General features: G+C 57.5%; 12 protein-coding genes. 3 read left to right on the plus strand and 9 right to left on the minus strand.

Going from position 1 to position 12,421, the window contains the following annotated elements; genetic code table 11:
- Positions 1 to 36: 36 nt before the first annotated feature.
- From Q0903_RS15565 to hemB, 3 genes are all read right to left on the minus strand, one after another.
- Positions 37 to 603: a YSC84-related protein gene (locus tag Q0903_RS15565; protein WP_299030132.1), complete on the minus strand. Its 567-nt coding sequence runs from the start codon at positions 601 to 603 to the stop codon at positions 37 to 39.
- A 138-nt stretch (positions 604 to 741) separates the two neighbouring features.
- The gene (locus Q0903_RS15570) at positions 742 to 1,215 is read right to left on the minus strand and encodes a tRNA (cytidine(34)-2'-O)-methyltransferase (RefSeq protein ID WP_299416905.1); all 474 of its coding nucleotides are present in this window, start codon (positions 1,213 to 1,215) and stop codon (positions 742 to 744) included.
- Positions 1,208 to 2,221: a porphobilinogen synthase gene (gene hemB / locus Q0903_RS15575; protein WP_299030136.1), complete on the minus strand. Its 1,014-nt coding sequence runs from the start codon at positions 2,219 to 2,221 to the stop codon at positions 1,208 to 1,210. The genes Q0903_RS15570 and hemB overlap by 8 nt, the downstream gene beginning before the upstream one ends.
- A 127-nt stretch (positions 2,222 to 2,348) precedes the next feature.
- Here hemB and Q0903_RS15580 point away from each other — a divergent pair, with 127 nt between their 5' ends.
- Together Q0903_RS15580 and mfd are read left to right on the plus strand one after the other, a co-directional pair.
- The gene (locus tag Q0903_RS15580) at positions 2,349 to 2,873 is read left to right on the plus strand and encodes a component of SufBCD complex (RefSeq protein ID WP_299030644.1); all 525 of its coding nucleotides are present in this window, start codon (positions 2,349 to 2,351) and stop codon (positions 2,871 to 2,873) included.
- Between the two features lie 33 nt (positions 2,874 to 2,906).
- Positions 2,907 to 6,404: a transcription-repair coupling factor gene (gene mfd, locus Q0903_RS15585; RefSeq protein WP_299416907.1), complete on the plus strand. Its 3,498-nt coding sequence runs from the start codon at positions 2,907 to 2,909 to the stop codon at positions 6,402 to 6,404.
- Here the strand turns inward: mfd and Q0903_RS15590 are convergent.
- From Q0903_RS15590 to Q0903_RS15605, 4 genes are all read right to left on the minus strand, one after another.
- The gene (locus Q0903_RS15590) at positions 6,401 to 7,636 is read right to left on the minus strand and encodes a multidrug effflux MFS transporter (RefSeq protein WP_366141509.1); all 1,236 of its coding nucleotides are present in this window, start codon (positions 7,634 to 7,636) and stop codon (positions 6,401 to 6,403) included. The two genes, mfd and Q0903_RS15590, sit on opposite strands and share 4 nt — an antisense overlap.
- Before the next feature lie 92 nt (positions 7,637 to 7,728).
- Positions 7,729 to 8,160: an adenylyltransferase/cytidyltransferase family protein gene (locus Q0903_RS15595; RefSeq protein ID WP_299030145.1), complete on the minus strand. Its 432-nt coding sequence runs from the start codon at positions 8,158 to 8,160 to the stop codon at positions 7,729 to 7,731.
- A 283-nt stretch (positions 8,161 to 8,443) separates the two neighbouring features.
- Complete coding sequence (locus Q0903_RS15600; protein ID WP_299416909.1) at positions 8,444 to 9,085, minus strand: DsbA family oxidoreductase; 642 nt, start codon at positions 9,083 to 9,085, stop codon at positions 8,444 to 8,446.
- On the minus strand, positions 9,082 to 10,587 hold the full coding sequence (locus tag Q0903_RS15605; RefSeq protein WP_299416911.1) for a class I adenylate-forming enzyme family protein: 1,506 nt from the start codon (positions 10,585 to 10,587) through the stop codon (positions 9,082 to 9,084). Before Q0903_RS15605 ends, Q0903_RS15600 begins: the two co-directional genes overlap by 4 nt.
- A 65-nt stretch (positions 10,588 to 10,652) precedes the next feature.
- On the opposite strand from Q0903_RS15605, the gene Q0903_RS15610 reads away from it, so the two are divergent.
- Positions 10,653 to 11,276, plus strand: coding sequence for an XRE family transcriptional regulator (locus Q0903_RS15610; RefSeq protein ID WP_299416913.1), 624 nt, complete (start codon positions 10,653 to 10,655; stop codon positions 11,274 to 11,276).
- Here the strand turns inward: Q0903_RS15610 and Q0903_RS15615 are convergent.
- The gene (locus tag Q0903_RS15615) at positions 11,265 to 11,915 is read right to left on the minus strand and encodes an MIP/aquaporin family protein (RefSeq protein ID WP_299416915.1); all 651 of its coding nucleotides are present in this window, start codon (positions 11,913 to 11,915) and stop codon (positions 11,265 to 11,267) included. The genes Q0903_RS15610 and Q0903_RS15615 overlap by 12 nt on opposite strands.
- A complete protein-coding gene (locus tag Q0903_RS15620; protein ID WP_299416917.1) occupies positions 11,912 to 12,388 on the minus strand; it encodes an arsenate reductase ArsC in 477 nt (158 codons plus the stop codon). Before Q0903_RS15620 ends, Q0903_RS15615 begins: the two co-directional genes overlap by 4 nt.
- Between the last annotated feature and the right edge of the window lie 33 nt (positions 12,389 to 12,421).

The following is a 12,421-nucleotide window of genomic DNA, read 5'->3' on the forward strand; positions in this document are numbered from 1 at the left end:
CTTAAGGCGCTACGCTTCGGTAGCGCCTTAAGTGTATCAGGGAATGATGCGGGTGTATTTGCTGCCTTCAAGCGTCGCACCTATGCGCAAACCTGCACGGCCAAACACGACAGCCAGCACAGGCGACAGAACGGTGGTTGTATCCGCGTTCACACTGTCACCGCGATCCGAGATCACATATTCAATGTTGGCACCCGCTGCCCAGCCGGGCGAGCGGCGGAAATTGCTTAGCGCATCATTGGTCATGAAGAACAAAACGTGGGCATATTGCTGTGCCCCGATCTGCAAACCGCCCGATGCTTTGGTGACCGAGTAGTAGTCGACCGAAATGTCGTTTACCCGCAGCGCACCGCGTCCGTATGCGCCGCCCAGCCCGAGACCTGCCTCGGTGACCAGTGGCATCACCAGCATTCCGTTGGATTTCTCGGCCAGTGTGCGGGTATTGGGAAAGGTGCGGTACATCTCCGATAGGGTGGCGTTCACGCGCGCGTCGATGCGCCCCGAACCGGTGGAGCCTACACCATTGCCGCACGCCGCCAGCACGGATGTGCCAGCCACCGCGCCAAGGCCAAATGCACGGCGCGTAATATTAGATTGGGTCATGTGATTTGCCTGTCATCGTTACACTGCTCAAAAATTGCCGGTATAGTCCGACTTGTCCCCACCTATAGGCGGTTTTTTGCAGGTTGTCATGGTGTTTGAGCACGGTGGCGAAAAGACGCTGTTACCGCCATTTCTCGGCTAGGGGGCGAGCTGCGTGCGCATTGCCTGATAGATCACTGCTGTGGCTACATTGGCAAGGTTGAGGGAACGCACTTTCGGGTTCAGCATCGGCAAGTGAAACATGCGGTCTTCGACACCGTTCAGAATGGACTGTGGCAGGCCGGCAGATTCGCATCCGAATACCAGATAGGCATCGTTTTGGAACACTGGCTCATAGATGCTTTGCGCTGCGTGTTCCTCAAAGAAGTAAAGGTGATCGCGCGCAGGCTGGCGTGCCGCAATAAAGTCTGCCCAGCTGTCGTATTCCGTCAGCGTGACATATTGCCAATAATCCGTACCAGCACGGCGCACGGATTTCTCATCCAGTGAGAATCCGTAAGGCTTGATCAGGATCAGCTCCATGTTAAGGGCCACGCATGTGCGCCCGATCGCACCAGTGTTGAATGGAATTTCGGGGGTGACAAGCACCGCTTTCATGCACGGGTCAGCCATGCGGGGTCTGTGCATTCAGCAAACGGGCGGCGGCAGGTGCGAAATATGTGAGGATACCGTCACAGCCTGCGCGTTTGAACGCCATGAGGCTTTCCATCATCGCGCGCTCTTCGTCGATCATGCCTGCTGCTGCTGCCGCTTTGATCATGCTGTATTCGCCAGACACCTGATAGGCAAAGGTCGGTGCGCCGTAGGCGTCTTTCACGCGGCGGCAGATATCGAGATAGGGCAGGCCGGGCTTGACCATGACCATGTCAGCACCTTCGGTCAGGTCGCGGGCAACAAGACGCAATGCCTCGTCGCTGTTGGCGGGGTCCATCTGGTAGGTTTTCTTGTCACCCGTCAGCGCGCCGGATGCGCCCACGGCATCGCGAAAGGGGCCATAAAATGCACTGGCGTATTTGGCCGCATAGCTCAGGATCATGACATTGCGGTGGCCGTCTGTCTCAAGCCCCGCGCGGATCGCGCCAATGCGACCATCCATCATATCCGAAGGGCCGATGATGTCAGCGCCAGCGCGGGCTTGCTCTATTGACATCTTCACGAGCGCTTCAACGGTTTCATCATTGATAATCTCGCCGTCTACCACAAACCCGTCATGGCCGTTGATATTGTAGGTATCCAGCGCCACGTCCGTCATAATCACCAGATCGGGCAACACGGCCTTGATCGCACGGATTGCTCGGTTCACGTGGTTCTCGGGGTCCCATGCGCCTGCACAGTCCTCTGTGCGTTCTTCCAGACCTGTATAGGGAAAGAGGCACAAAGCTCCGATACCAAGGTCCCACGCCTCTTGCGCTGCCTCGACGATCTTGTCCACCGAGCGGCGCATCACGCCTGGCATAGAAGGGATTTCTTCAACAATACCTTCACCACCGCGCACAAAAACCGGCCAGATGAAATCAGCCGGAGCGATGTAGTTTTCACGCACCAGACCGCGCACGCCCTCATTTTGGCGCACACGGCGCAGGCGGGTGGCGGGATAGGGGGCTTGAATGGGTTGCATGGTCTGGTCCTCAAATACTGTCACGCAAAGTTGACACGTATTTTTGCCACGCTCAAGAGGTCTCTAGGGGTAGGAATCGCAGGCTTGCCCCGCTATGACACGGGTGACGCGAATATCGAGTATTGATTTGGACTGGTACCAGACACTTTTTGAACTGATTGACATGCGCTCATTCTCGAACCTGTGGTTCTGGATTGTGCTTGCTGTCGTGTGGTCGACGACCAGCCATTATGGCCTCGGTGTTCCGTTTGACATGGTTCTGCGGGCCAAGCGCCACGGCGGGCAAAGCGAGACAGACCTCGAAGACCTTGTGCGGATCAACACCAACCGGTTGCTGTTCATCGCGCAGATGTCAGGGCTGTGGATTGCGGGGTTCGGCTGCTTTTTCCTGACGATGCTGGCGCTGTTGGGATTTGTCTATGGCAATGAATTTGCGCAAGCACTTTTGTTGCTGGGCTTTCCGCTGTCGCTGGTGGGACTGCTGAGCTTGTCTACAGCACGGCTGATTCAGGAAGAAGATGCGCGTGGAGAGCAGTTGCGCCGCCGTTTGATGCGTCACAGGCTCTATAGCCAGATTATCGGAATGATCGCGATTTTCGTGACGGCTCTCTGGGGCATGTTCCAAAACCTAAGTGTTGGCCCCTTTGGTTGACACAAGCAGCGCTTGCGCCACATCACACACCCTATGAAAGCTGACACACATATCACTCTGTCGGGCGCACCCGAGGGTTTTGACGCCAAGCTGTTGCTGGACGAGGTTGCCAAGTCCAGCGCGCCGCTGATCCATGTGGCGCGCGATGACAAGCGCATGGCCGCCATGCAAGAAGCGCTGCGCTTTTTTGCGCCAGATATGCCTGTTGTCGTCTTTCCGGGGTGGGACTGTCTGCCGTATGACCGTGTTTCACCGAATGCGGATATCTCTGCTACGCGGATGGCGACATTGGCGGGGTTGGTGCACGGAATGCCGGCACAATATATTCTGCTGACAACTTTGGGCGCCGCAACTCAACGCGTGCCTGCGCGCGAAGTGTTGCGTACCGCCGCATGGAGCGCGCAAGTCGGCGGGCGCGTGGATGAAAAGGGATTGCGCGAATTTCTGGTGCGCATGGGCTTTGTGCAAAGCCCCACAGTGATGGAGCCAGGCGATTACGCGGTGCGCGGCGGTATCATCGATATCTATCCCCCCGGTGATCTGGGGCCAGTCCGTCTTGATCTGTTTGGCGATGTGCTGGACGGTGCGCGCCGTTTCGACCCTGCCACACAACGAACCACGGAAAAACTGGAGCTGGTAGAGCTTGCTCCCGTTTCCGAAGTGATCCTTGACGAGGCCGCGATCACGCGGTTTCGCCAGAACTACCGGATCGAGTTTGGCGCGGCGGGGACGGATGACCCGCTCTATGAGGCGATTAGCGCGGGCCGCAAGCATCAGGGGGCAGAGCATTGGCTGGCGTTCTATTACGACCGGCTAGAGACGCTGTTTGATTATCTTCCCGAAGCGACAGTCACGCTGGACGATCAATTGACCGCGATGCGGCTTGCCCGTTGGGACAGTGTGGCCGATCAATATGAGACGCGCAAAATCGCTATGGCGAACCGCTCGCGTATGGACAGCGTTTACAAACCTGCTCCGGCCGAGGGGCTATATCTGGATGATGCCGCGTGGGAGGCTGCGATTGCCCAGCGCCGTGTTCTGCAACTGGCCCCGCTCCCACAGCCAACAGGCATGGGGGTGCTGGACACAGGCGGGCGCATCGGGCGCAATTTCGCGCCAGAGCGCCAACAGGAATCTATCAGTCTTTTTGGTGCTTTGGCGTCCCATGTGAAGGCAAGACTTGAGGATGGTCCTGTACTGATCGCAAGCTATTCCGAAGGTGCGCGCGAACGTCTGACAGGTCTGATCGAAGAGGAAGGGCTGGCCGAAGCGATCCCGATTACCGACGCCACCCGCATGGGCAAGCGCGGTCTGCATCTAGCCGTCTGGGCGCTGGAGCATGGGTTTGAAGCGCCTTGGAATAATGGCAGCAGTGGTACGGGCAAGCTGACGGTCATCTCCGAACAGGATGTGCTGGGCGACCGACTGATCCGCCGTCCCAAGCGCAAACGTCGCGCAGAGAACTTCCTGAGTGAGGTGCAGAGCCTGACGCCCGGCGATCTGGTCGTACATGTGGATCACGGCATTGGCCGTTATCTGGGGATGGAGGTTGTGACCGCAGCGGGCGCCGCGCATGAATGTCTGGTGCTGGAATACGCGGAGCGTTCCAAGCTGTACCTGCCCGTTGAGAACATCGAACTGCTGAGCAAATACGGCCATGACGAAGGCCTGTTAGACAAGCTTGGCGGTGGTGCGTGGCAGTCGAAAAAAGCGAAACTCAAAGAACGTATCCGCGAGATGGCGGACAAACTGATCCGCATCGCGGCCGAGCGTGCGCTGCGCCGCGCGCCCGTGCTGGAGCCGCCACCGGGTATGTGGGATGCCTTCAGCGCAAGGTTCCCCTATCAGGAAACCGACGATCAACTATCGGCCATTGGCGATGTGATCGACGATCTGACCAGCGGCAATCCGATGGACCGCCTCGTCGTGGGCGACGTAGGCTTTGGCAAGACGGAAGTGGCAATGCGTGCGGCATTCGTTGCGGCGATGTCTGGCGTTCAGGTGGCTGTGATTGCGCCCACAACCCTGCTGGCACGGCAGCACTATAAAAGCTTTGCGGAGCGTTTTCGCGGCTTTCCAATCGAAGTGCGCCAGCTAAGCAGGTTTGTCAGCGCAAAAGACGCGACACTGACCCGTGACGGGATTACCAAAGGTACCGTCGATATCGTTATCGGCACCCACGCCCTGTTGGCGAAATCTATCAAGTTCAAAAACCTTGGCCTGTTGGTGATCGACGAAGAGCAGCATTTTGGTGTGGGTCATAAAGAGCGGCTAAAGGCGATGCGCACGGACGTGCATGTGCTGACGCTTACCGCAACGCCCATCCCGCGTACTTTGCAGCTGTCCCTTACAGGTGTGCGCGATCTGAGCATTATCGGCACACCGCCCGTCGACCGCCTAAGCATCCGTACCTATGTTTCCGAGTTTGATGCCATCACCCTGCGCGAGGCGCTACTGCGCGAACATTACCGCGGCGGACAGTCCTTTTATGTTGTGCCACGTATCAGCGATCTGCCAGAGATCGAGGCGTTTTTGAAAGATCAGTTGCCAGAGCTGTCTTATGTCATCGCCCATGGCCAGATGGCAGCGGGTGAGTTGGATGACCGCATGAATGCCTTCTACGATGGCAGCTATGACATTCTGTTGGCCACCACGATTGTCGAGAGCGGGCTAGATATCCCGACCGCGAATACGATGATTGTGCACCGTGCCGACATGTTCGGTCTGGCGCAGCTCTATCAGATCAGGGGCCGCGTGGGACGTTCCAAGACCCGCGCATATGCCTACCTCACGACCAAGCCGCGCGCCAAGCTGACGGCGCTGGCAGAAAAACGTTTGCGGGTCCTAGGCTCGCTCGACACGCTGGGGGCAGGGTTCACGCTGGCGTCTCAGGATCTGGACATTCGCGGCGCGGGCAACTTGCTGGGCGAGGAGCAATCAGGCCAGATGCGCGACGTCGGGTTCGAGTTGTATCAGTCCATGCTTGAGGAAGCGATTGCCAAGATCCGCTCTGGTGAATTGGAAGGTGTAGTAGATGATGACGGCCAGTGGGCGCCTCAAATCAATCTTGGCGTGCCCGTCCTGATCCCCGAAGCCTATGTGCCCGACCTCGACGTCCGGCTGGGGCTCTATCGTCGCTTGTCCGAACTGACCAAGAAAGTGGAGCTGGAAGGCTTTGCAGCCGAGTTGATTGACCGTTTCGGCAGCTTGCCCAAGGAGGTGAACACGCTGATGCTGGTCGTGCGCATCAAGGCCATGTGCAAACGGGCAGGGATCGCAAAGCTCGATGGCGGACCAAAAGGCGCGACAATACAGTTCCATAACGACAAGTTCGCGTCACCCGAAGGGCTGGTGAAGTTCATTCAGGATCAGCGTGGCTTGGCGTCCGTTAAAGACAACAAGATCGTTGTGCGCCGTGACTGGAAAACCGACACTGATAAAATCAAAGGTGGTTTTGCAATCGCACGCGATCTGGCCGAACATGTGGTGGCAAAACAAAAGGCGGCAAAGAAGGCCAAGGCGGCCTCTTAGGCGGTCCCTGTCCGGCGCATCAAGCGGCCCATCCACATCATCGCGGCAAAGGCTGCGGCGGCCATGATAAATACCGAAACAACCAATAGCTTTTCGCTGCCGTTGAACATGGTGCCGATGGGGCCAGAAATCAAAACTGCGCCCACTGTCGAAAACGCCCCGATTACGGATGCAGCCATGCCTGCAATATGGCCCATAGGCTCCATCGCGATTGCGTTGAGGTTGCCGATGGTCAGGCCTGCCTGAAAGAAAATGAAGGTTTGCCAGAACACGAAAAAGTAGAACCCATAAGTGCCACCGCCGAGATCAAACAGCAAAAACGAGCCTGACAGAACGATCTGGAAGCCAAGGGCCAGTACGATCAACCTGTGCATGCCCAAACGGATCACAAGCAGCGCGTTGAGTAGACTGGCGCTGCCTGCCACAATGGCCACACCAAAGAACCAATAGGGAAATTCGTCACCACGCCCATAAACATGATCGTAGGTCTGATGCACCAGCATAAGCGTCAGAAACAGCATCGCCGAGACGAGCATTTGCACAAAGACAGACAGACGCACGATGCGGTGTGTTGCCATCTCACGCAGGGCAGACAGCAGCACAGGTATACGCAGGGGGCGGCGTTTTTCTGCGGGCAATGTCTCGGGCAAACGCAGCATCATCCAGATGCACAGCACCGAGATGAATGTGATGAACGCTACAAAGATGCCGCGCCAATCTGCGATGTGTAGAATGCCTGCTCCAATCAGGGGGGCAACCGCAGGAACCAAGGTGAAAATCATCATCACAACAGATGCAACCTGCGCCATCTGCCGCCCCGAATAACGATCACGCACAATCGCCAGCGATACAACGCGCGGCCCAGCGGCACCGAGGCCCTGCAATACCCGTGCGATCATTACCATCTCGATGGTTTGGCTGACCAAAACCAGCACGGCACCAGCGATATAGAGGGCGCTTGCGCCTAGGATCACCTGCTTGCGCCCGAATGCATCCGAAAGCGGTCCCATGAAGAATGTCCCCAAGCCCATCCCCAACAAAAACGTACTAAGGATAAGCGGCGCGCGTTCAGGTGCGTTGGGTGACAAATCAACGCCGATCTGGGGCAGGGCAGGTAGCATCGCATCGATTGAAAAAGCAACACACGCGAGCATCATCGCGATAAGGGCCACAAACTCTGTGCGGCTCATCCGAAAGGGGGCGTCTTGGGGGGGATCAATTGGGGTGGTCAAAGCCTGCTCCGCCGTTCGGAAAATTGAATTCCCTCAAGCAGGTAGAGACTGAGACAGCGTAACGCAATGTCAAAGGGCGGAGGGTCTGTGGCTCAGCCCGCTGCGGCCACACGTAAAGACGGCTGCGGCACAGCATGAAAAGGGCGGCGGGCACCAATAATCTCGCTGCGCGGGACATAGACCACTTGGGTGACATCCTCGAATTGGTCAAACTGCCCTGTCCACTCTTCGCCCATGGCAAAGACAGAGACATTGTAGTTGACGATATCGGTGTATTTTTGATCCCAGTCCTGTTCGGCAATGACGCGACTGACAAAACGGCAGCTTTCCAGCATCAAGCGGCGTTGCGCGTATGAGGTAACAGCAGGCACGCCCATCTTCTCGTTATATGCATCGGTTGAACACCCGACGATCAGTTCGCTTCCCAACATCGAGAGGCGTTGCAACAGCTGCGCATGTCCCTGGTGGAACATATCAAACGAGCCATAGGTTAGCACAACACGCGAAGACATCGGAGTAATCATAGACAAGCCTTTCTCAACATCACCAAACCCCGCGCAAACGCGCGAAAAGAGCGGTATGGCGGCGTTATCGCCGCTGAAAATTGGAAAGGGTGCGCCGGAAAACGGCGCTGTCCTGTTCACTGCCTGCACACCTGCTCAAAGGTATTTTTATTCTTGAGGCTTTTTGCCCCTTGGGACTAACCCTAGGCCAGCGCGCATAATTCGGCCAGCCTGTTGCGACAAGAGCCATCGCGATGCGACCCATTTGCAACAGAACGGCAGAAATTGTAGCAAGGATATCTTGTCAGGCGCTGCCCATCACTTCGGCAATCACTTTCGCCCAGAGTTCGGGCGGCTGTGCGCCCGGAACGGCGTGTTGGCCGCCGACAATGAACGTCGGGACAGAATTGATACCCATCTCACGGCTGTGTTGGTCACGATCTGCAATCTCTTTGAGGTCTGCATCGGTACCCAGCAGGCGCGTTACCATGGCGGCATCCATTTCGATGCTATCAGCGATGTCGGCCAGCACTTCGGTATCGCCAATGTCCCGTGTCTCAACAAAGTAGGCTTTGAAGAGGGCAGATATGGCTGCTGTCTGGCGCCCTTCAATTCCGGCCCAATGGATCAGACGGTGCGCGTTCATCGTGTTGGGCGTGCGCTTCATCCCCTCGAAATTGATATTGAGGCCTGCCTTTTCAGCATGCTCAACCACAGGAGCATAGGCCTTTACTGCCGCGTCCTTACCGCCGAATTTACCCTCCAGATACGCGCGTCTGTCCATGCCTTCTGGGGGCATGTCGGGGTTCAGCTGGAAAGGATGCCATTCAATCACAAACGGATGGTCGGGATGCGCCGCAAGGGCGCGGTCCAGATGCGCCTTGCCGATATAGCACCAAGGGCAGATCGGATCTGACATGATGTCGAGTTTTACGGGATCGGTCATCTGGTGGCCTCAAAATTCTCGCGCAACGCGCGGCGCAGGATCTTGCCGTTTGCGCCCATGGGCAGCTGTGGCAAATGGATATAGAGGCGCGGTTGCTTGTAGCGCGCCAGATTGGCTTGCGCATACCCGCGCAGGGCTGCTTCGTCCAGTGGAGCAGGGGCAGTGTAGAAGGCAGCGATTACACTGACGTCCTGCTTTATCATCACTTCTGCGGCACCCACAGCAGTGATGCCGGCAAAGCGGGCAAGGCATGCCTCTACCTCCACGGGTGAAACGCGAAAGCCGCCTGCGTTCATCATATCGTCATTGCGGCCCAGATAGGCAATCTGATGATCGGCGTTCATGCGGCCTTGATCGCCAGTCAAAAACCACTCGCCCTGCATTTTAGCGGCAGTTTCCTCCGGTGCGTTCAGATATTCCAACATCAGGCCGGGATCGCTGCGATGTACGGCAATCGTGCCTTCTTCGCCCAAGGGAACCGGCCCGTCAGGCCCGACCAGCGCAATGCGGCGTCCTATTTGCGGGCAGCCCAGCATATCGGCGGGGGCCGGACGGTCAGGGCTGGCGGAAATGAAGGTCGAGCATTCGGACATGCCATAGGCCTCATACACAGCAGTTCCTGTCGCCTGCTGCCATTTTGCTGCCGTGGCGGGAGGCAGTTTTTCCCCCGCACTCAGGCCGTGGCGCAAGTGGGGCATCGGCGGGACACGCTGGGCATTTAAAAGCTGTCGGTAAACACCCGGGGCTGCGGCGAAAATCGTTGCGCGGTGGGTCGCTATCAGTGCGGGCAAGTCTTGGGCTGCTGTTTCAGGCGCTGGGATGAGTGCAGTTGCACCCACTGTCCATGGATCCATCAGGCCAGTGCCCAATGTATAGGTCCAATTGAACGCGCCCGCGTGCAGCATCCTGTCGGTGTTGCGCAATCCGTACCAGTCGCGGTGCATCATCTGGCGCGCCCAGATGGCGCGGTGGGCATGCACTACTGCGCGGGGTTTGCCAGCAGTGCCAGAAGTATAAATGATATAGCCCGCACGCTCTGGGTCGCCCATGTGCCAATCGGCTGGCGGTAGGCTGCGCATGGCGCGCAATTTGTCGATCGGAATAATCCGTGGATTATCGGGGCAGGCCACATCGCCATCTCGCAGGATCAGTGCGGGGTTCAGCGTTGCGATCATGGGGGCCACTTCCCGCGCTGTGAGCGCTGCGGCAGTGGGCACAGGCACCAGCCCGGCAGCCAACGCGCCCAGATAGGCAATCGGAAAATCTATCGTATTGCCCAAACGCATCAAGATGCGTGCGCCAGGCTTGGCTCCAGCCTGCAATAATCCTGTTGCAGTGCCCAGCACAGCGGCCTTGAGCGCGGCATAAGTCCACTCTTCAACCCCCAGAATACTAAGAGCTATCTTATCTGGTGCCATATCGGCATGCCCAAGGACATGGGCAGCCATATTGAATGGCGCAGGGCAGGGTGGCGGTGGGCCGTGATCAAAAACGGAAAGCATTTCATTTCGGTACCTTGAGTGCAGGTGCGTTGCAAGGTCCGAGGTGGGCAGCTATATGTTGGCGTATGAATGACACCGCTGCAAAATCAATGATCCAGATCGCCCGCGAAGACGGCGCATCGCACCCCGCGCCGCCTGTTGATCTGGGCGCGAGGGTGCGCGAATTGCGCAAGGCGCGCGGCTGGACGCTGGAACAGGCCGCGTCGCAGGCGGGGCTTGCCCGCTCGACCCTTTCCAAGATCGAGAATGCGCAGATGTCGCCTACCTATGACGCGCTGAAAAAGCTGGCGGTCGGGCTCGAAATTTCGGTGCCGCAGCTGTTCACTCCGCCAGCGGGAGAGCAGATCAATGGTCGGATGGCGATCACAAAATCAGGTGAAGGAGCTGAGCAGGCAACCGCAACCTACGAGCATGAGTTGCTTGCCGATAGCCTGCGTAAAAAGAACATGCTGCCGTATCGCGCCCGCATCCGTGCGCGCCAGATGGAAGAATTTGACGGCTGGGTCCGCCATGACGGTGAGGAGTTTCTATATGTCCTCACAGGTGTGGTTCAGCTATTCACCGAGTTTTATGAGCCGATAGAACTGCGGCGCGGGGACAGTGCATATTACGATGCCGCGATGGGCCATAACGTGATCTCGACCAGTGATGATGATGCAACGATATTGTGGGTCACATCACTCCTCTAGGAGGGGTCGCAAAACCAGATGGCCGATGACTACGGCAGTGATCTGAACCGCGATGAAGGCGCCGATATGGCCGGGGTAGATGCCTGCAAATGTATCAGACCAACCGCGTGCAAATGTGACGGCAGGATTTGCAAAGCTGGTGGATGACGTAAACCAATAGGCCCCCGTGATATAGAGCGCGACCAAAACGGGAACCGCATCGGCCCGCGCCCGCAAACCCCCAAAAATCACAAACAGCAAGCCCAGCGTCGCCAGCCCTTCTGAGAACCATTGCGTAACGCCGGTGCGGTGCATCGTCTGGCTTACCTGCAAGACGGGCAGATCAAACATGAGATGCGCAGCCCAGACCCCGATCACAGCACCCGCAACTTGGGCGGTCACAAAACCAGCCAGCGCAAATGGTTTTAATTCGCCGCGCAAAAAGAAGGCAAGGCTGACCGCAGGATTGAAATGTGCCCCTGAAATATGGCCGAGCACCGTAATGATGACGAACAGCATACAGCCTGTGGCGATAGCGTTGGCCAGCAAGGTAACTGCATCGTTCCCTTGCGCAAGCGCACTTCCCATGATCCCCGATCCGATGACGGAGATGAGCAGCATTGCCGTCCCCAAGAATTCGGCAGCTAGTTTTCTATTCATTTTACTGCCCCACAAGTGTTTAGGTGAGACTGCAGTGCAGCGCGGTCCATACCTGATAGTCGGGCATCAACGAAGCGTTCGGCGCGGCGGTAGAGGATGTCATAAGCTGTCTCAAACGCCGTAGGCGCTTCGGCTTGCGGTGCATTTGCGGGGTCTTCTACGCCCCAATGCGCCCGCAGCGGTGTACCCGGCCAAAGGGGGCAAGCCTCGCCAGCGGCTGAGCCGCAAACCGTGATGACCACGTCCATTCGGGGTGCATCGGTTCCCGCAAATACGTCCCAGCTTTTGGAGGCGAGTTGGGATGTATCGTATCCTTTGGCTTTCAAGAGTGACAAGGACTGTGGATGCACCTTGCCCGCTGGTTTGCTGCCTGCAGAAAAGGCGGCAAATGTATCGCCGCCGAGGCGCGACAGGATACATTCGAGCAAGATTGATCGGGCGGAATTACCGGTGCAGAGGACAAGAATATTCATGTGAGCCTGCTTAGCGGAGCGTTATTGCAGATT

Source organism: uncultured Sulfitobacter sp. (genome assembly GCF_947502895.1).
Lineage (GTDB): Bacteria > Pseudomonadota > Alphaproteobacteria > Rhodobacterales > Rhodobacteraceae > Sulfitobacter.